This is a genomic window from Serratia sp. JKS296, assembly GCF_900215445.1.
In the GTDB taxonomy this organism is placed as follows: Bacteria; Pseudomonadota; Gammaproteobacteria; order Enterobacterales; family Enterobacteriaceae; genus Serratia; species Serratia marcescens.
On record NZ_OCMX01000001.1, the window covers coordinates 1,153,059 to 1,171,652 of the forward strand.

Annotated in this window: 16 protein-coding genes; 12 read left to right on the forward strand and 4 right to left on the reverse strand. The window is 61.6% G+C overall.

Annotation, left to right across the window (positions count from 1 at the left end; translation table 11 throughout):
• Positions 1 to 120 precede the first annotated feature (120 nt).
• The 10 genes from CRO23_RS05460 (at position 121) to CRO23_RS05505 (ending at position 10,574) form a co-directional block, all read left to right on the forward strand.
• Entirely contained in the window at positions 121 to 1,317 is a 1,197-nt protein-coding gene (locus CRO23_RS05460; protein ID WP_004941426.1) for a bifunctional tRNA (adenosine(37)-C2)-methyltransferase TrmG/ribosomal RNA large subunit methyltransferase RlmN, read from the forward strand.
• 99 nt (positions 1,318 to 1,416) lie between these two features.
• Positions 1,417 to 2,166 (forward strand): type IV pilus biogenesis/stability protein PilW, encoded by a 750-nt coding sequence (pilW, locus tag CRO23_RS05465; protein WP_097103073.1) that lies wholly within the window; start codon positions 1,417 to 1,419, stop codon positions 2,164 to 2,166.
• On the forward strand, positions 2,156 to 3,130 hold the full coding sequence (rodZ, locus tag CRO23_RS05470; protein WP_016929757.1) for a cytoskeleton protein RodZ: 975 nt from the start codon (positions 2,156 to 2,158) through the stop codon (positions 3,128 to 3,130). Before pilW ends, rodZ begins: the two co-directional genes overlap by 11 nt.
• A gap of 45 nt (positions 3,131 to 3,175) precedes the next feature.
• Complete coding sequence (gene ispG / locus CRO23_RS05475) at positions 3,176 to 4,297, forward strand: flavodoxin-dependent (E)-4-hydroxy-3-methylbut-2-enyl-diphosphate synthase (RefSeq protein ID WP_016929756.1); 1,122 nt, start codon at positions 3,176 to 3,178, stop codon at positions 4,295 to 4,297.
• A 139-nt stretch (positions 4,298 to 4,436) separates the two neighbouring features.
• The gene (gene hisS, locus CRO23_RS05480; RefSeq protein ID WP_049299977.1) at positions 4,437 to 5,711 is read left to right on the forward strand and encodes a histidine--tRNA ligase; all 1,275 of its coding nucleotides are present in this window, start codon (positions 4,437 to 4,439) and stop codon (positions 5,709 to 5,711) included.
• A 13-nt stretch (positions 5,712 to 5,724) separates the two neighbouring features.
• Positions 5,725 to 6,345, forward strand: a complete 621-nt coding sequence (locus CRO23_RS05485) for a YfgM family protein (protein ID WP_016929754.1) — start codon at positions 5,725 to 5,727, stop codon at positions 6,343 to 6,345.
• Between the two features lie 11 nt (positions 6,346 to 6,356).
• Positions 6,357 to 7,538 (forward strand): outer membrane protein assembly factor BamB, encoded by a 1,182-nt coding sequence (gene bamB, locus CRO23_RS05490; protein ID WP_016929753.1) that lies wholly within the window; start codon positions 6,357 to 6,359, stop codon positions 7,536 to 7,538.
• A gap of 255 nt (positions 7,539 to 7,793) precedes the next feature.
• A complete protein-coding gene (der, locus tag CRO23_RS05495; protein WP_015378774.1) occupies positions 7,794 to 9,284 on the forward strand; it encodes a ribosome biogenesis GTPase Der in 1,491 nt (496 codons plus the stop codon).
• A gap of 98 nt (positions 9,285 to 9,382) precedes the next feature.
• Positions 9,383 to 10,339, forward strand: coding sequence for an AEC family transporter (locus CRO23_RS05500; RefSeq protein WP_048795796.1), 957 nt, complete (start codon positions 9,383 to 9,385; stop codon positions 10,337 to 10,339).
• 13 nt (positions 10,340 to 10,352) lie between these two features.
• A complete protein-coding gene (locus CRO23_RS05505) occupies positions 10,353 to 10,574 on the forward strand; it encodes a zinc ribbon domain-containing protein (RefSeq protein ID WP_028127372.1) in 222 nt (73 codons plus the stop codon).
• A 4-nt stretch (positions 10,575 to 10,578) separates the two neighbouring features.
• Here the strand turns inward: CRO23_RS05505 and CRO23_RS05510 are convergent, their stop codons facing one another.
• From CRO23_RS05510 to CRO23_RS05520, 3 genes are all read right to left on the reverse strand, one after another.
• Positions 10,579 to 10,920 carry a protealysin inhibitor emfourin gene (locus CRO23_RS05510; RefSeq protein ID WP_016929750.1) on the reverse strand — a complete coding sequence of 114 codons (342 nt, stop codon included), beginning with the start codon at positions 10,918 to 10,920 and terminating at the stop codon, positions 10,579 to 10,581.
• The gene (locus CRO23_RS05515; protein ID WP_033639624.1) at positions 10,920 to 11,945 is read right to left on the reverse strand and encodes a M4 family metallopeptidase; all 1,026 of its coding nucleotides are present in this window, start codon (positions 11,943 to 11,945) and stop codon (positions 10,920 to 10,922) included. The genes CRO23_RS05510 and CRO23_RS05515 overlap by 1 nt, the downstream gene beginning before the upstream one ends.
• Before the next feature lie 63 nt (positions 11,946 to 12,008).
• Positions 12,009 to 13,091, reverse strand: coding sequence for a LacI family DNA-binding transcriptional regulator (locus CRO23_RS05520; RefSeq protein ID WP_079450436.1), 1,083 nt, complete (start codon positions 13,089 to 13,091; stop codon positions 12,009 to 12,011).
• Positions 13,092 to 13,450: 359 nt separating this feature from the next.
• On the opposite strand from CRO23_RS05520, the gene CRO23_RS05525 reads away from it, so the two are divergent.
• Together CRO23_RS05525 and CRO23_RS05530 are read left to right on the forward strand one after the other, a co-directional pair.
• The gene (locus tag CRO23_RS05525) at positions 13,451 to 14,761 is read left to right on the forward strand and encodes an MFS transporter (RefSeq protein ID WP_097101526.1); all 1,311 of its coding nucleotides are present in this window, start codon (positions 13,451 to 13,453) and stop codon (positions 14,759 to 14,761) included.
• Between the two features lie 11 nt (positions 14,762 to 14,772).
• Entirely contained in the window at positions 14,773 to 17,139 is a 2,367-nt protein-coding gene (locus CRO23_RS05530; RefSeq protein ID WP_097101528.1) for a glycoside hydrolase family 31 protein, read from the forward strand.
• A gap of 3 nt (positions 17,140 to 17,142) precedes the next feature.
• Here CRO23_RS05530 and xseA read toward each other — a convergent pair whose 3' ends face one another.
• The gene (gene xseA / locus CRO23_RS05535) at positions 17,143 to 18,519 is read right to left on the reverse strand and encodes an exodeoxyribonuclease VII large subunit (protein WP_060445301.1); all 1,377 of its coding nucleotides are present in this window, start codon (positions 18,517 to 18,519) and stop codon (positions 17,143 to 17,145) included.
• Positions 18,520 to 18,594 lie beyond the last annotated feature (75 nt).

The following is an 18,594-nucleotide window of genomic DNA, read 5'->3' on the forward strand; positions in this document are numbered from 1 at the left end:
TAAGACGACTTGTCAGGGGCGTGTTTTTAGTGCCGCCACCCGAATCATGCGGGCTGAAATGCACAACTTACTGTCCATTCTTTAGCGCCATAACGTGTAATAACGAGGCCAGAGATCATTATGTTAGAACCCATCACGTCCGAGCACACCGTGTCTGAAAATAATTCGCTGACTACCCCCTCCGTTAACGTGGAGCAACCGGCTGCGGCCAAAATCAACCTGCTGGATCTGAACCGCCAGCAAATGCGCGAGTTCTTCGCCGAAATGGGCGAAAAACCGTTCCGCGCCGATCAGGTGATGAAGTGGATTTACCACTACTGCTGCGACGATTTCGAGCAGATGACCGACATCAACAAAGTCCTGCGCGGCAAGCTGCAGCGCGTGGCGGAAATCCGCGCGCCGGAAGTGGCGGAAGAACAGCGTTCGGCCGACGGCACCATCAAGTGGGCGATCAAGGTGGGCGATCAGCAGGTCGAAACCGTCTACATCCCGGAAGCCGACCGCGCGACGCTGTGCGTCTCCTCGCAGGTAGGCTGCGCGCTGGAGTGCAAATTCTGTTCGACGGCGCAGCAGGGCTTCAACCGCAACCTGCGCGTGTCGGAAATCATCGGCCAGGTGTGGCGCGCGGCGAAGATCATCGGCGCGCTGAAGGTGACCGGCCAACGCCCGATAACCAACGTGGTGATGATGGGCATGGGCGAGCCGCTGCTCAACCTGAACAACGTGGTGCCGGCGATGGAAATCATGCTGGACGACTTCGGCTTTGGCCTGTCCAAACGCCGCGTGACTCTATCTACCTCTGGCGTGGTGCCGGCGCTGGACAAGCTGGGCGACATGATCGACGTGGCGCTGGCTATTTCGCTGCACGCGCCGAACGACACCATCCGTGATGAGATCGTGCCGATCAACCGCAAGTACAACATCGAAACCTTCCTGTCCGCGGTGCGTCGCTACCTGGAGAAATCCAACGCCAACCAGGGCCGCGTCACCGTCGAGTATGTGATGCTGGATCATATCAACGACAGCACCGACGACGCGCATCAGCTGGCGGAAGTGCTGAAAGACACGCCGTGCAAGATCAACCTGATCCCATGGAACCCGTTCCCGGGCGCTCCGTACGGCCGCAGCTCCAACAGCCGGGTGGATCGTTTCTCCAAGGTGTTGATGGAATACGGCTTTACGACTATTGTTCGTAAAACCCGCGGTGACGATATCGACGCCGCCTGCGGGCAACTGGCGGGTGAAGTGATCGACCGTACCAAGCGTACCCTGAAAAAGAAAATGGCCGGGGAACCTATCAACGTACGGGCGGTCTGAATCCTATAGCACCATTTTTTTGTTATCTAACAGCCTGTTATGTGAAATATTCACGCTAACGGGCGTTAGCTGGCGGCCGATAAGGAAATGAATGCGGGCATGAAGCTGAAACTGTGGGGTGTGTGGCTGGCGGCCGGACTGTTGGCCGGGTGTTCCGGTTCAGCGCCGGAAAAGGAAGCGCAAGTCTCTGAGGCGGGCCAGACGCGGTTGCAACTGGGCCTGGAGTACCTGCAGCAAGGCGACATGGACGCCGCGCGCCAGAACCTGGAAAAGGCGCTGGACGCGGCCCCGCAGGATTACCGCACGCAGTTGGGCATGGCGCTCTACGCGCAGCGGAACGGTGAAAACGCCGCGGCCGAACAGCGTTATCGGCAAGCGCTCAAACTTGCGCCGGGCAATGGCACCGTCTTGAATAATTACGGTGCGTTTCTTTGCGGTTTAGGGCAGTATGTACCGGCGCAACAGCAGTTTAGCGCTGCGGCGCTGGCGCCCGATTATGGCCAGGTCGCCGACAGCCTGGAAAACGCAGGTTACTGTTTTCTCAAGGCCGGACAAAACGATGAAGCGCGCACGCTGTTGAGGCGCGCGCTGAAAGTCGATCCGGACAAAGGCGCTCCGCTGCTGGCGGAGGCCGAAAAGCAATTTGGAGAAGGGAAGCGCGCCCAGTCGCAACTTTTATTGGATGTTTATCAGCATGTTCTGCCGGCCAGCGCCAGCAGCTTATGGTTACAGATTCGTTTCGCCGCGTTAGCCGGCCGCCAGGATAGCGTTCAACGCTATGGCAAGCAGCTAGCGCGAAGTTTTCCACAATCCAAACAGTACCAGCAGTTCTTAGCTAATGAATACTGAAGCCTCCCAAGATAAAACCGTATCCATGACGACGGGCCAGCGCCTGCGTCAGGCCCGTGAGCAACTCGGGCTGAGCCAACAGACCGTTGCAGAACGCCTGTGTCTCAAAATGTCCACCGTGCGCGATATCGAGGAAGACAGCGTGTCCGCTGACCTCGCGTCCACCTTCGTGCGCGGCTACATCCGTTCCTACGCCAAGCTGGTGCATCTGCCGGAAGACGAACTGCTGCCGATGTTGGCCAAGCAGGCGCCGTTGAAGATGGCGAAAGTGGCGCCGATGCAAAGTTTCTCGCTGGGCAAGCGTCGCAAGAAACGCGACGGCTGGCTGATGAGCTTCACCTGGCTTATCGTGTTCGTGGTGATCGGCCTGACCGGCGCCTGGTGGTGGCAAAACCACAAGGCGCAGCAGGAAGAGATCGCCACCATGGCCGATCAATCCTCGGCACAGCTTTCACAGAATAACGAAGGGCAGTCCGTGCCGCTGACCGACGGCAATGCCGACGCCGGCACCAACGTGCCGTTGACCGACAACAGCGCCGCGCCGGCTGATACCGGCGCAGCGACTCAGGCGCCGGTGGCGACCGCCCAGGCGCCGAGCGCGGCCCAGCAGCAGCCTGCCGTGGTGTCGCCAAGCCAGACCACCCTGCCGGAAACCGCGCCGGCGGCACAAGCGCCGTTGCCGACCGCCGATGCGGGCGTGGCTGCGCCAGCGGCCGATCCGAACGCGCTGGTGATGGATTTCTCCGCCGACTGCTGGCTGCAGGTGACCGACGCGAGCGGTAAAACGCTGTTCAGCGGCACCCAGAAGCAAGGCGGCAAGCTGAACCTGACCGGCACTGCGCCGTATAAACTGACCATCGGTGCGCCGGCGGCAGTTCAGATCCAGTATCAGGGTAAACCGGTTGATTTAAGCCGGTTCGTTAAGTCAAACCGTGTTGCTCGCCTGACCGTCGCCGCGCAGTAATCGCGCGGCTGGTCGTGATGTCAGAGCAGCAATGGAGAGTAAGTAATGCATAACCAAGCGCCCATCAACCGTCGAAAATCTACACGCATTTACGTCGGCAAGGTGCCTATTGGTGATGGCGCGCCGATTGCCGTGCAGTCGATGACCAACACCCGTACCACCGATGTTGAAGCAACGGTTAATCAGATCAAAGCGCTGGAGCGCGTGGGCGTCGACATCGTCCGCGTTTCGGTTCCTACCATGGACGCCGCCGAGGCGTTCAAACTGATCAAGCAGCAGGTCAACGTGCCGCTGGTCGCCGATATCCACTTCGATTATCGCATCGCGCTGCAGGTGGCCGAATATGGCGTAGACTGCCTGCGCATCAACCCGGGCAACATCGGCAACGAATCGCGTATTCGATCGGTGGTGGACTGCGCCCGCGACAAGAACATCCCGATTCGCATCGGCGTCAACGGCGGCTCGCTGGAGAAAGACCTGCAGGAGAAGTACGGCGAACCTACGCCGGAAGCGCTGCTGGAATCCGCCATGCGCCATGTGGACATCCTCGATCGCCTCAACTTCGACCAGTTTAAGGTCAGCGTCAAGGCGTCGGACGTGTTCCTGGCGGTGCAATCCTACCGCTTGCTGGCGTCGCGCATCGATCAGCCGCTGCACCTGGGCATCACCGAAGCCGGCGGCGCGCGCAGCGGGTCGGTCAAATCGGCCATCGGCCTGGGCATGCTGCTGTCTGAAGGCATCGGCGATACCCTGCGCATTTCGCTGGCGGCGGATCCGGTCGAAGAGGTGAAGGTCGGTTTCGACATCCTGAAGTCGCTGCGCATCCGCGCGCGCGGCATCAACTTCATCGCCTGCCCGACCTGCTCGCGTCAGGAGTTCGACGTGATCGGCACGGTGAACGCGCTGGAGCAGCGTCTGGAAGACATCATCACGCCGATGGACGTTTCGATCATCGGCTGCGTGGTGAACGGCCCGGGCGAAGCGCTGGTGTCCACCATGGGCGTAACCGGCGGCCACAAGAAGAGCGGCTTCTATGAAGACGGCGTGCGCCAGAAAGAGCGTTTCGACAACGAACAGATGATCGACCAGCTGGAAGCGAAAATTCGCGCCAAGGCCGCGATGATGGACGAAAGCAACCGCATCACGGTCAATCTGCTGGAAAAATAAGCGTTATCGCTACACGGCGGGCCTGTTGGCCCGCTTGTTTATGTACCTGAAGGGCGGAAAACCGCATCCGCGTTGAATACCGGGCGGCAAAGTCCCTATAATCGGGTTCATTTTTACAGACAACGGACAGAGAACTCACGTGGCAAAGAACATTCAAGCCATTCGCGGCATGAACGACTACCTGCCGGAAGAAACGGCATTATGGCAGCGTATTGAAGGCACCCTCAAGCAGGTGCTGGGCGGCTACGGTTACAGCGAAATCCGGTTGCCGATTGTAGAGCAGACCCCGTTATTCAAACGCGCGATCGGCGAAGTGACCGACGTCGTGGAAAAAGAGATGTATACCTTCGAAGACCGCAACGGCGAAAGCCTGACGCTGCGTCCGGAAGGGACGGCTGGCTGCGTGCGCGCCGGCATCGAACATGGTCTGCTGTACAATCAGGAACAGCGTCTGTGGTACATCGGCCCGATGTTCCGCTACGAGCGCCCGCAGAAGGGGCGTTACCGTCAGTTCCATCAGCTGGGCGCGGAAGTGTTCGGCCTGCAAGGCCCGGATATCGACGCAGAGCTGATCCTGCTGACCGCCCGCTGGTGGAAAGCGCTGGGCATCGCCGAGCACGTCAAGCTGGAGCTGAACTCCATCGGCTCGCTGGAGGCGCGCGCCAACTACCGCGACGCGCTGGTGGCGTTCCTGGAGCAGCACGTCGAGGTGCTGGACGAAGACTGTAAACGCCGCATGTATAGCAACCCGCTGCGCGTGCTGGACTCCAAGAATCCTGAGGTGCAGGCGCTGCTGAACGACGCGCCGCGCCTGTCCGAGTACCTGGATGAAGAATCCCGTGCTCACTTCGCCGGTCTGTGTGAACTTTTGGCGCAGGCAGGTATCCCATATACCGTTAACGAGCGCCTGGTGCGCGGTCTGGATTACTACAACCGCACCGTGTTTGAGTGGGTGACCACCAGCCTGGGCGCGCAGGGCACCGTCTGCGCGGGCGGCCGTTACGACGGTCTGGTCGAGCAACTGGGCGGCCGCGCCACCCCGGCGGTCGGTTTCGCCATGGGCCTGGAGCGTCTGGTGCTGCTGGTGCAGGCGGTCAACCCGGAATTCAAGGCGCCGTCGGCTATCGACGTGTACGTCATCTCTTCCGGCGCGGGCACCCAGAGCGCGGCGATGCGGCTGGCTGAGCAGGTGCGCGACGCGGCGCCGCAGCTGAAGCTGATGACCAATTACGGCGGCGGCAACTTCAAGAAGCAGATCACCCGTGCGGACAAATGGGGCGCGCGCATCGCGCTGATCCTGGGTGAGAGCGAAGTGGCGGCGCAGCAGGTGGTGGTGAAAGACCTGCGCAGTGGTGAACAAGAAACGCTGGCGCAAAGCGAAGTCGCTGCGCGTCTGGCTTTGATGTTAGGTTAAGGAGAAGGACACCGTGGAAGTCTATACCACTGAAAACGAACAAGTCGACGCACTGCGTCGGTTCTTTGCCGAGAACGGCAAAGCGCTGGCGGTGGGCGTGGTGCTCGGAATTGGTGCCCTGGTTGGCTGGCGTTACTGGCAGAGCCATGAAAACTCCAACATGATGGCGGCATCGCAATCCTATCAGGAAGCCAGCGATCGTCTGGCGGCCGGCAAGCCGGATGACGTGGCTGCCGCGGAGAAATTTGTCCAGGCCAACGGCAACAGCTACGGCGTACTGGCCGCGCTGCAGTTGGCCAAGCACTTTGTCGAACAGAATGATTTCGCCAAGGCGGAACAGCAACTGACGTTGGCGCAGGGCCAGACCAAAGACGACAACCTGTTGGCGATGATCGACCTGCGTCTGGCGCGCGTCCAGCTGCAGGAGAAAAAGCTGGATGAAGCGCTGAAAACGCTGGATGGCGTGAAAGGCGAAGGCTGGGCGGCGATGATGCAGGATGTGCGCGGCGATGTATTGCTGGCCAAGGGCGACGCCAAGGGCGCGCGCGAAGCTTACAGCAAAGGCATTGAGTCCAATGCTTCTCAGGCGCTGCAGGTTCTGCTGCGCATGAAATTGAATAACTTGTCCAGCTAAGGGGAATTCCCATGCAATTGCGTAAAACACTCTTGGTCGGACTGGTTTCCGCTGCCTTGCTGAGTGGTTGCTCGCTGTTTAACAGCGAAGAAGACGTGGTTACCATGTCGCCGTTGCCGAAAGTTGAAAATCAGTTTACGCCGAGCAAGGCGTGGAGCACCTCGGTGGGCGACGGCATCGGTGAGTATTACTCCCACCTGCGTCCGGCCTATCAGGACAGCACCATTTACGCCGCCGATCGCTTCGGCATCGTGAAAGCGATGGACGCCGACAGCGGCAACGAGAAGTGGAAGGTCAATCTCTCCGAGAAGACCGGCTTCTTCTCCAGCAACCTGTCTGCGCTGCTGTCGGGCGGCCTGACGGTCGCGGGCGACAAGGTTTACGTCGGCAGCGAAAAAGCGGTGGTTTACGCATTGAACACCGCCGATGGCGCCATCGCCTGGCAGACCAAAGTGGCCGGCGAAGCGATCTCCCGTCCGGTTGTCAGCGACGGTATGGTGTTGGTGCACACCTCCAACGGCATGCTGCAGGCGCTGAATGAAGCCGACGGCGCGGTGAAGTGGACGGTTAACCTGGACATGCCTTCGCTGTCGCTGCGCGGTGAATCCGCGCCGGCCGTCGCCTTTGGCGCCGCCATCGTCGGCGGTGACAACGGCCGCGTCAGCGCCGTGCTGATGCAGCAGGGCCAGATTATCTGGCAACAGCGCATCTCTCAGCCGAGCGGCGCGACCGAAATCGATCGCCTGAACGACGTGGACACCACGCCGGTGATCGTTGACGGCGTGGTCTACGCGCTGGGTTACAACGGCAACCTGACGGCGCTGGATCTGCGTTCCGGCCAGATCATCTGGAAACGCGAACTGGGTTCGGTGAATGATTTCATCGTCGACGCGGGCCGCATCTACCTGATCGACCAGAACGATCGCGTGGTGGCGCTCAGCACCGAAGGCGGCGTGACCGTGTGGACGCAGAGCGATCTGCTGCACCGTAACCTGACGCCGCCGGTGATGTATAATGGTTATCTGGTGACCGGTGACGCCGAAGGCTATCTGCATTGGATCAACACCACCGATGGCCGTTTTGTCGCCCAGCAGGAAGTGGACAGCTCCGGCTTCCTGTCTGCGCCGATGGTGGCCAGCGACAAGCTGGTCATCCAGGCTCGCGGCGGGAAAGTTTACGCTTTCACCCGCTAACGCCGCTCGTCGCGATCCTTCTTGCGCCCGAAAGATTTCGGGTTGCAGCCAGGCGGCAAGCGCATGAGTCCTCGGGAGCTTAGTGAGCTAAGTGACCGAGGCGAAGGTGCGCAGACAACGCCGCTGTGGCGCGAAAGATGAAGGGGAAAACGGCTCCTGAATGTTCAGGGGCCGTTTCGTATTTTATAAGCTGCACCGCTGGTGTCTATCCACAGTGCAGTAACGCATTGATTATTAAGTAATGAGGCTTCAACAATGATACCTGTCGTCGCGCTGGTCGGGCGCCCGAATGTGGGTAAATCCACCTTGTTCAACCGTTTAACCCATACGCGTGATGCGCTGGTTGCGGATTTCCCGGGGCTGACGCGTGACCGCAAGTATGGTCGTGCTGAAATCGAAGGCAATGAATTCATCATCGTCGATACCGGCGGCATCGACGGCACCGAAGACGGCGTCGAAACGCGCATGGCCGGCCAGTCGCTGCTGGCGATCGAAGAAGCGGATATCGTGCTGTTCATGGTCGACGCCCGCGCCGGGCTGATGCCGGCGGATCAGGGCATCGCCCAGCACCTGCGCAGCCGCCAGAAGGCGACCTTCCTGGTGGCCAACAAGACCGACGGCCTGGATCCGGACACCGCCACCGCCGATTTCTACTCGCTCGGCCTGGGGGAAGTGTTTGCTATCGCCGCTTCTCACGGCCGCGGCGTGACCCAGCTGATCGAACACGTGCTGGTGCCGTTCGTGCCGGAAAAACCGGAGGACGTCGAACTGACCGAGGAAGAGGCCAACGCCGCTTACTGGGCTGAGCAAAACGGTGAAACGCTGGAAGGCGAAGAAGACGAAGAGCCGGAAGAAGCGTTCAACCCGCAGGATCTGCCGATCAAGCTGGCGATCGTCGGCCGCCCGAACGTCGGTAAGTCTACGCTCACTAACCGCATCCTGGGCGAGGAGCGCGTGGTGGTGTATGACATGCCGGGCACCACCCGCGACAGCATCTACATTCCAATGGTGCGCGACGAACGCGAATACGTGCTGATCGACACCGCCGGGGTGCGCAAACGCGGCAAGGTGACCGAAACCGTCGAGAAATTCTCGGTGATCAAGACCCTGCAGGCGATTGAAGACGCCAACGTGGTGCTGCTGGTGATCGACGCGCGTGAAGGCATCTCCGATCAGGATCTCTCGCTGCTCGGCTTTATCCTCAATAGTGGGCGCTCACTGGTGATTGCGGTCAACAAATGGGACGGCATGAGTGAAGAAGATCGCGAGCATGTGAAAGAAATGCTCGATCTGCGTCTGGGCTTCGTCGACTTCGCGCGCGTGCACTTCATTTCCGCCCTGCACGGCAGCGGCGTCGGCAACCTGTTCGAATCGGTACAGGAAGCCTACGAGTGCGCAACCCGCCGCGTAAACACCTCGATGCTGACCAAAATCATGCAGATGGCGGTGGACGATCACCAGCCGCCGTTGGTGCGCGGCCGCCGCGTGAAGCTGAAATACGCCCATGCCGGCGGTTACAACCCGCCGATCGTGGTGATCCACGGCAACCAGGTCAGCGATCTGTCCGATTCGTACAAGCGCTATCTGATGAACTACTTCCGCCGTTCGCTGAACGTGATGGGGACGCCGATCCGCATCCAGTTCAAAGAGGGTGACAACCCGTTCGCCGGTAAACGCAATCTGCTGACGCCAACCCAGATGCGTAAGCGCAAGCGCCTGATGAGCCACCTGAAAAAGAGCAAGTAATCGCTCATGAGGGGCGCGGCAGTGATGCCGCGCCCTTTTTTATTGGCCCGAAATCGTTTTATTATCTGAGGATTACCTCGCCTGCCTGAAGGAACACCATGTCCTGGGAAACCTGGAGTTTTGCGTTTAACGTCACCGTGCCGAATTTGCTGATGATGCTGCTGGGGATCCTGCTGCGCCATTGGCGCCTGATGGATGACCGTTTCGTCGACGGCGCGACCCGCCTGGTGTTCAATTTGGCGCTGCCGTGCCTGCTGTTTTTCAGCATCGCCACCAACCATCCGCAACTGCTTGGCAATCTGCCGCTGGTGCTGTTCGGCGCAGTCGGCACGCTGGCGACCTTCCTGCTCTTGGAGCTGGCGGCCAAGTGGCTGGTGAAAGAACCGCGTGAGCGCGGGGTGTTCGTACAGGGCGGCTTTCGCGCCAACACCGCCATCGTCGGTCTGGCCTACGCCATGACCGCCTACGGCAGCGAAGGCATTGCGCTCGCCTCGCTGTACCTGACCGTGACGGTGATCCTGTTCAACATACTGTCGGTCATCACCCTCACGCGCAGCCTGCAGGGCGGGCAGGGCAAGAAAATCAGCCACCTGTCGCTGCTGCGCAGCATCGTCACCAATCCGCTGATCATCGGCCTGGTGTGCGGGCTGCTGTATGCGCAAACCGGGCTGGGCATTCCGACCGTGATCCGCCAGACCGGCAGCTATATCTCCGCGCTGTCGCTGCCGTTGGCGCTGCTGTGCACCGGCGCCAGCCTGGATTTCCGCGCCATGTTCCGCTCGTCCAACGTGGCGGCGCTGTCGTCGGCGGCCAAGCTGTTTCTGGTGCCGTTCCTGATGACGCTGGCCGGCTGGCTGTGCGGGTTTCACGGCGCGGCGTTGGGCATCATCTTCCTGTTTTCCGCCACGCCGACCGCTTCGGGCAGCTATGTGATGACGCGCGCCATGGGCGGCAACGCCACGCTGGCGGCTAACATTATCGCTATCACCACCGTCGGGTCGTTCTTCACCACCGCGTTGGGGATCTATTTCTTGCGCTCATGGGGCGCGATTTAACCTGGGAGCCGTTATGGATGCGCATTGTCCGCATTGTCGTCAGACCATGAATTGGGTAGCGGGTCACTACCATTGTGCCGCCTGTCAGCGTGATTATCGGCAGCAGGCGAGCTGCCCGGAGTGCGGGCAGCCGCTGCAAGAGTTGAAGGCCTGCGGGGCGGTGGATTACCTGTGCCAGAACGGGCACGGGCTGATCTCCAAAAAACGGGTGAATTTCAGCTATCAGCCGCTGTAAACCCTCACTCATCCACCTGGCCGGTTTTCCACAGATCCACCAGCGCTTGCGGCGCGCTGCTTTCCGGGATTAACAGCACGATCTCGGTGCTCAGGGTGGGGCTGGTGTAGTTGATCTGTACGCGGTAGTAGCGCTGGTCACCGCAGCCGGGGGAGTTGGGCTGGCCTTCTTCCTGCGCATAGGGCAGCGTCTGGTTCAGCAACTGATTCAGGCGCTGCCGCTGTTCCGGCGTGATATCGGCCAGCGCGATGCGGCGCTGGCCCGCCAGTTTGGGAATGTAGGCGAAGCCTCCCTCGCGCGCCAGCTCAATGACCGTATCCTGATTGAGCGTCGGCAGCGGTTTCATTATTCCACCCCCACCTGATGCCAGGCTTGCTGCACCTTGTCCGCCACGCTCTGGTCGAAACGCGCTTGCGCATGTTTCACCGTGGCGCGGGCGAAGGTGGCGAAGTCGGCATTTTGCGGCAGCGCTTTGTCGCACACCGTGTCATACCAGACGTAGCCGGCTTTCTCCCAGGCGAAGCCGCCGAGCGCCGTCGCCGCCAGGTAGAAGGCGCGGTTGGGAATGCCGGAGTTGAGGTGCACGCCGCCGTTGTCTTCCTTGGTCTGGATGTAATCCTTCATGCTGGCGGGCTGCGGATCTTTGCCCAGCAGCGGGTCATCGTAGGCGGTGCCGGGGGCCGACATCGAGCGCAGCCCTTTGCCTTTAATGCCCTTGGCGAGCAGCCCGGCGCCGATCAGCCAGTCGGCTTTATCGGCGGTTTGCTGCAGGTGGAACTGCTTGACCAACGAGCCGAATACGTCGGACAGCGATTCATTGAGCGCCCCGGACTGCTGGTAGTAGATCAGCCCGGCTTCACTCTCGGTCACGCCGTGCGCCAGCTCGTGGCCGACCACGTCGATGGCGATGGTGAAACGGTTGAAAATCTCGCCGTCGCCGTCGCCGAACACCATTTGTTGGCCGTTCCAGAAGGCATTCTGGTACTCCTTGCCGTAGTGTACGCTGCCGACCAGCGGCAGCCCTTGGTTATCCAGTGAGTTGCGGCGGTAGGCCTGCCAGAAGAAATCGTAGGTGACGCCGAGGTAGTCGTAGGCTTCGTCCACCGCCACATCGTGGTTGCTGGGCTGGCCCTCTTTGCGCACCGGTTTGCCAGGCAGTTGGGTGCCGTTCTGGGCGTCGTAGATATCGCGGAGCGCTTCGCCGGCTCGGGCGTTTTTCTCGGTCGGCGAACGCAGCGGCTTGTTGCCGAGCAGGCTTTGCACGTGGTTCAGGGTGTGCAGCGCGCAGTCGCGCTGCGGGGCGTTGCCGTGTTCAATGATGCGGCGCAGCATGTAGGGAGGAATGACGGAACGCATGCGCTGGGCTGGCATAGTGGCTCTCCTTAGGCAAAAAATTTTACCTCATCGAATGAATGCACTGTGCCTAAGTGTAGCCTACTCGTCATAAAGCCTGTGGTCATGCGTGCTCACCGCCGGCGCGGTCTTGTGCGGGCTGATGCGCCGCACCGAGGCGCGCACCGCCAGCCGGCCGTGCAGCAGCAGATTGCACGGCGGCGCGTCGGCGCGCAGCATGCGCCGCTGCAGCAGTTGGATCGCTTCGTAACCCAGTTCGTCGCGCGGCACCTGCACCGAGGTCAGCGGCACGTCATGGATTTCCGCCAGGTTGAAGCCGTCGGTGCTCATCACCGACACGTCGCCCGGCACGTTCAGCCCCCGCTTGTTGAGCGCCTTGACCGCCCCGACCGCCATGTAGTCGCCGCCGGCCAGGATCGCCGTCGGCAGCGGGGCGTGACCGTGGATGCCGTTGAGATAGGTGGTCAGCGCCTGCTCGGCCTCTTCGCCTCCGAAGCCGGAGGTGGTGATCAGATGGCGGCCGTCGTCGAACGGCAGATGATGCCGGGCGTAGGCCTGCCGGATGCCCGCCAGCCGCAGCTCCATGGTGTGGCGGCGCAGACACTGCAGGTTGAGAATATGGCTGTGCCCCTGCTGGAACAGGTAGCTGGCGGAGTAATCGCCGATCAGCTGATGATCCGGCGAGACGCTGTCCAGCCGCATCTGCCGATCGCTGCAGTTGATCAGCACGCAGGGCTTGGGCAGATCGGCGGCCAGGGTGTGGATATGCTCGTCGTCGATGCCGATGATCAGCGCCGCTTCGGTGTGCGGATCGCTCATCTTTTCCAGAAACAGCGCGCCGTCGCTGTGTTGCTCTTCCAGCCCGCAGTAGCGGATGCGCACCTCGTGCTCCATCAGCGCGGCGGCAATGCCCTGAATGACCTTGTAGTAGAAGATGTCGGTGCGCACGTCGAACGCGCGCTGCGGCGCGAACACCATCACGTTGTTCAGCATCAGCCGGCCGCTGGAAATGCCCTGCAGAATGCCATTTTGTTGCGCACAGTCCAACACCTTGCGGCGCGCCTCGGCGCTGGTGTTGGCCTTGCCGGCCAGCACGCGGGAAACGGTGCTGATCGACAGCCCGGTTTGGCGGGCGATCTCCTGGATTTTCAGCTTTCCGTTCATTTTGTGATCTCCTTCAAATTCGTCCATGAGAATATTTTCACTGCGCATTTTCAGCGTCTTGACCGGATTTAACGGTCATTATGGCTATTTTTTCACCCGCCAGTGAAAATCTTTGCAAAAAACCCCGTTTCGCTGTGCGCTATCGCTGAGTAGTCTGCATTGGTACACCAATTTTAACGACCTGTCAGTCCAATTTTAACGGTGTGCGAAAAAGAAAACAAAAAATAAATCATGGGGTTGTGATTGTCTGTCGGCAAATGATACGGCGCCGATCCGTTTTCACCGTCCCGTGTTTGATAGCACAACGTACCCTACCAAAACGCGCGTCGCCGTAGCCGGCCGCCGCGGGGAGAGAACCGATGAGTGTGGAGATCAATCAGGCGGTCGCGCAGAGCGGCCGGCGCAAGTTCAAATCGCTGCGCTGGTGGATGCTGGCGCTGTTCTTGCTGGGCGTGACGGTCAACTACATCACCCGCAACTCGCTGGGCATTCTGGCGCCGGAGCTGAAATCCAGCCTGAACATGAGCACCGAGCAATATGCCTGGGTAGTGGCGTCGTTCCAGCTGGCCTACACAGTGTTCCAGCCGATCTGCGGCTGGCTGATCGACGTTATCGGCCTGAAGATGGGCTTTCTGATCTGCGCCGGCATTTGGGCGGTGGTATGCATGCTGCACGCCGGCGCCGGCAGCTGGCTGCAATTGGCCATTCTGCGCTTCTTCATGGGGGGCGCGGAGGCGGCGGCCACCCCGGCCAACGCCAAGGCGATCTCCGACTGGTTCCCGAAAAAGGAGCGGCCGATCGCCGCCGGCTGGGCGGGCGTCGGTTTCTCCATCGGCGCCATGCTGGCGCCGCCGATCATTGTCATCGCTCACGTCTCCTTCGGCTGGCAGGGGGCATTCCTGTTCTCCGGCGGGTTGGCGCTGATCTGGGTAGTGCTGTGGTGGCTGTTCTACCACTCGCCGCAGCAGCACCCGAACCTTAGCCAGCAGGAGTTGGATCTGATCCGCGAAGACAACGAGCCGGTGATGCCGAAGCTGCCGTTCTTCACTTCGCTGGCCAGCCTGTGCAAGAACAAGAAGTTTTACGGCATTGCCATCCCGGCCTTTCTCGCCGAGCCGGCCTGGGCGGTATTCAGTTTCTGGGTGCCGCTGTACCTGGCCACCGAACGCGGCATGGATCTGAAACAGATCGCGATGTTCGCCTGGCTGCCGTTCCTGGCGGCAGATATCGGCAGCGTCGCCAGCGGCTATCTCACCACCCTGTATCGCAAATGGTTCGGCTGCAGCCGCGTCAACTCCGTGGTCGCCAGCTCGGTGACCGGCGCTTTCCTGATGGTGTCGCTGGCGTTCGTCGCGATCACCCAAAATCCCTATGTGGCGATCGCGCTGATCTCGATCGGCGGCTTCGGCCACCAGGTGATCTCCTGCATGCTCAGCGCGCTGGTGGTGGAGTCGTTCGATAAAAACCAGATGGCGACGGTCAACGGCATGCGCGGCTCCAGCGCCTGGATCGCCAGCTTCCTGTTCACGCTGCTGATCGGCGCGGTGTCCGACACCATCGGCTTCAACCCGCTGTTTATCGCCATGGGCTTCTTCGATCTGATCGGCGCTGTGTTCCTGATTGCCCTGATCGCCGAGCGCGGCGGTAAGAAAACCCCTTCACACAGCTAAGTGGGATATTTATGAAAACCTTGAAAAATTGGACGCTGGCGGCGCAGCATGCCGACCATGTCGAGCTGCTGGTCGATGAACGTCACCGTTTCTGTCTGTACGTGTTGGAAGACGGTTTGTTCCGCGTGTTGATCAAGCGCAACGGCGAGCTGGCGCTGGATCGCACCTGGAGCATCGCGCCGCAGGAGGATGTGCCTTGGGAAGGGCGCGAACGGCTCAGCGTCGCCGGCTTCAGCCTGCCGGGCTATCAGCTGCGCCAGGAGAGCGGTCGGCTGGTGGTCAGCACGCCGCTGCTGCGGGTGACGGTGCATCAGCCGCTGTGGTTGGAATGGGAGCATTGCAATGCCGCTGGCGAGTGGCGGCCGCTGGCGGCGGATCGGCCAACCAGCGCCTACCTGCTCAATGCGCACGGCGACGGCGTGGCGCACTACCAACGCCGCTTCGCCGATGAGCGCTATTACGGCCTGGGGGAGAAAACCGGCGATCTGGAGCGCACCGGCCGCCGCTTCGAGATGCGCAATCTGGACGCCATGGGGTACAACGCGGCCAGCACCGATCCGCTGTACAAACACATTCCGTTCACCATCACCCGTGGGCCGGAGGCGAGCTTTGGCCTGTTCTACGATAACCTGAGCAGCTGCTGGCTGGATCTGGGCAACGAGATAGACAACTACCATACGGCCTATCGCCGCTATCAGGCCGAAGCGGGCGATCTGGATTACTACCTGTTCCTCGGGCCGAAGGTATTGGACGTCACCAAGGCGTTCGTGCGCCTGACCGGCCGCACCCACTTCGGGCCGAAGTGGAGCCTGGGCTACAGCGGCTCGACCATGCACTACACCGACGCGCCGGACGCCCAGCAGCAGCTGCAACAGTTCATTGCGCTGTGCCGCCAGCACGCCATTCCCTGCGACTCTTTCCAGCTGTCGTCGGGCTACACCTCGATCAACAACAAGCGCTACGTGTTCAACTGGAACTACGACAAGGTGCCGCAGCCCAAGCTGCTCAGCCAGGCGTTTCACGACGCCGGCCTCAGGCTGGCGGCCAACATCAAGCCGTGCCTGCTGCAGGATCACCCGCAGTATCAGGCGGTGGCGGCGCAGGGGCTGTTTATCCGCGATTCGCAAAGCGACGCGCCGGAGCGCTCCAGCTTCTGGGACGACGAGGGATCGCACCTCGACTTCACCAATCCGGCGACGGTGCGCTGGTGGCAGCAGGGCGTCACGCAGCAGCTGCTGGAGATGGGCATCGATTCGACCTGGAATGACAACAACGAATACGAAGTGTGGGACGGCGAAGCGCGCTGCCACGGCTTCGGGCGGCCGATCGCCATCAAGCATATCCGACCGGTGATGCCATTGCTGATGATGCGCGCCTCGATGGAGGCCCAGCAGCGCTTCGCGCCGCAGCGGCGGCCGTACTTGATCTCGCGCTCCGGCTGCGCCGGCATGCAGCGCTACGTGCAGACCTGGAGCGGCGACAACCGCACCAGTTGGCAGACGCTGCGCTACAACATCCGCATGGGGCTGGGCATGAGTCTCTCAGGGCTGTATAACCTCGGCCACGACGTCGGCGGCTTCTCCGGCGACAAACCGGACGCGGAGCTGCTGGTGCGCTGGGTGCAAAACGGCGTGATGCACCCGCGTTTCACCATCCACTCCTGGAACGACGATGCGACGGTCAACGAGCCCTGGATGTACCCGGCCGCCACCCCGGCGGTGCGTGAGGCGATCAACCTGCGTTATCGGCTGCTGCCGTATTTCTACACCCTGCTGTGGCAGGCCTGCGCCGACGACGAGCCGATGCTGCGCCCGACCTTCCTCGATCACGAACAGGATGCGCGCACCTTCGGCGAGAACGACGATTTTCTGATCGGCCGCGATCTGCTGGTGGCCAGCGTGGTGGAACCGGGGCAACGTCGCCGTTCGGTGTATCTGCCGGATAACGGCGAAGGCTGGTACTGCTTCTACAGCGGCCAGTGGTTCGGCGGCGGCCAGACGGTGACGCTGGCGGCGCCGCTGGAGCGTCTGCCGCTGCTGGTGCGCGCCGGGGCGGCGCTACCGCTGTCGCAGCGGCTGGCGCATGTGGACGTGGCCGCCGACGATCGGCGCGAGCTGCGGCTGTTTCCGCTCAAGGGCTGCGGCGCAAGCAGCGGGCTGTTGTTTGAGGACGACGGTGAAAGCGACGGCTGGCGGCAGGGCGATGCGCTGTGGCTGCGCTGGGAAATGCGCTGCGACCCTCAGCGCATCATGCTGGATATCACGACGGAAGGGCGTTTCCGCCCGGCCTGGCGCACGCTGCTACTCAGTCTGCCGGAAGGCGAAACGCGCGCGCTGTGGGTGAACGGCGAACCGGGCGAGCGTTTTACGCTGGAGTAAGGCTTACTCGGCCGCGCGTTTCTTGCGCGGCTTTTTGGCGACGGTGATGGTTTTCACCTCACTTTCCACCCAGCCGTCCTGCAGGCGGGTTTTCAGCAGTTCGCCGACCTGCGCCTGCTTGGTGGTTTTCAGCAGCTCGCCGCGCGGAGTTTGCGTCACGCTGTAGCCGCGCGCCAGCGTCGCCAACGGGCTGACGGTTTCCAGTTGGCTGCAGGCCACGCCGAAGCGCTGGCGGTAGGCGTTGAGCTGCCGCTCCATCGCCTGCTGCAGACGGTATTCCTGCTGCTGCACGCGCTGCTGGTAGCGGTGAATGCGGCCCTGCGGCTGCACCTGCGCCAGCCGCTGCTGGGCGCGTTCGCTGCGGCGGGCGGCCTGGCGCAGCTGCTGCTGCATGCCGTCTTCCATCCGGCGTTGCAGCTTGAACAGCAGCGTCTGCTGGCGCGCCAGGCGCAGATGCGGATGCTGCTGCTGTAAACGGTGGTGAATGCGGGTGAACTGCTGCTGGCGCTGTGCCAGGTAGTAATCCATCGCCATCTCCAGCCGCTGCTGCTGCGACTGCAGCTGGCGCAACAGCTCAAGCTGATTGCGGCTGACCAGTTCGGCGGCGGCGGAAGGGGTCGGCGCGCGCAGGTCGGCGACGAAGTCGGCGATGGTGACGTCGGTTTCATGGCCGACGGCGCTGACGATCGGAATGCGGCTGGCGAAGATCGCCCGCGCCACGCGTTCGTCGTTGAAGCTCCACAGGTCTTCCAGCGAACCGCCGCCGCGGCCGACGATCAGCACATCGCATTCGTCGCGGCGGTTGGCGGCCTCGATGGCGCGCACGATCTGCATCGGCGCTTCCGCGCCCTGCACCGAGGTGGGGTAGATGACGATCGGCAGCGACGGATCGCGCCGCTGCAACACCTGCAGGATATCGTGCAGCGCCGCGCCGCTGGCGGAGGTGATCACCCCGACGCGCTTGGCCGGCGCGGGCAGCGGCTGCTTGAACTGCTGATCGAACAACCCTTCAGCGCTCAGGCGCTGTTTCAACTGCTCGAACTGTTGCTGCAGCAGGCCGTCGCCGGCGGGCTGCATGCTCTCGGCGATCAGCTGGTAGTCGCCGCGCGGTTCATACAGCGTGATGCTGGCGCGCACCAAGACCTGCTGGCCGTTTTGCGGCCGGAAGGTGACGCGGCGGTTGCTGTTGCGAAACATCGCGCAGCGCACCTGGGCGCGATCGTCTTTCAGCGTGAAATACCAGTGGCCGGAGGCGGGCTGGGAGAGGTTGGAGATCTCGGCGGAGAGCCAAATCTGCCCCATTTCCCTTTCCAGCAGTTGGCGAACCGTCTGATTGAGGCGGCTTACGGTAAAAATGGAAGGCGAAACAGGTAGCGTCATGTGACCCAGATCAAATTTCAAAACAATCACTTAATTGGTCGATACTACATGGCTGAAAAAGGTAATCAAGACTTT

Excerpts from the sequence above, each read along its gene's own strand:
- CRO23_RS05460 (WP_004941426.1), top strand. The coding sequence starts at position 121 with ATGTTAGAACCCATCACGTCCGAGCACACCGTGTCTGAAAATAATTCG.
- pilW (WP_097103073.1), top strand. The coding sequence starts at position 1,417 with ATGAAGCTGAAACTGTGGGGTGTGTGGCTGGCGGCCGGACTGTTGGCC.
- rodZ (WP_016929757.1), top strand. The coding sequence starts at position 2,156 with ATGAATACTGAAGCCTCCCAAGATAAAACCGTATCCATGACGACGGGC.
- ispG (WP_016929756.1), top strand. The coding sequence starts at position 3,176 with ATGCATAACCAAGCGCCCATCAACCGTCGAAAATCTACACGCATTTAC.
- bamB (WP_016929753.1), top strand. The coding sequence starts at position 6,357 with ATGCAATTGCGTAAAACACTCTTGGTCGGACTGGTTTCCGCTGCCTTG.
- der (WP_015378774.1), top strand. The coding sequence starts at position 7,794 with ATGATACCTGTCGTCGCGCTGGTCGGGCGCCCGAATGTGGGTAAATCC.
- CRO23_RS05500 (WP_048795796.1), top strand. The coding sequence starts at position 9,383 with ATGTCCTGGGAAACCTGGAGTTTTGCGTTTAACGTCACCGTGCCGAAT.
- CRO23_RS05505 (WP_028127372.1), top strand. The coding sequence starts at position 10,353 with ATGGATGCGCATTGTCCGCATTGTCGTCAGACCATGAATTGGGTAGCG.
- CRO23_RS05510 (WP_016929750.1), bottom strand. The coding sequence starts at position 10,920 with ATGAAACCGCTGCCGACGCTCAATCAGGATACGGTCATTGAGCTGGCG.
- CRO23_RS05515 (WP_033639624.1), bottom strand. The coding sequence starts at position 11,945 with ATGCCAGCCCAGCGCATGCGTTCCGTCATTCCTCCCTACATGCTGCGC.
- CRO23_RS05520 (WP_079450436.1), bottom strand. The coding sequence starts at position 13,091 with ATGAACGGAAAGCTGAAAATCCAGGAGATCGCCCGCCAAACCGGGCTG.
- CRO23_RS05525 (WP_097101526.1), top strand. The coding sequence starts at position 13,451 with ATGAGTGTGGAGATCAATCAGGCGGTCGCGCAGAGCGGCCGGCGCAAG.
- CRO23_RS05530 (WP_097101528.1), top strand. The coding sequence starts at position 14,773 with ATGAAAACCTTGAAAAATTGGACGCTGGCGGCGCAGCATGCCGACCAT.
- xseA (WP_060445301.1), bottom strand. The coding sequence starts at position 18,519 with ATGACGCTACCTGTTTCGCCTTCCATTTTTACCGTAAGCCGCCTCAAT.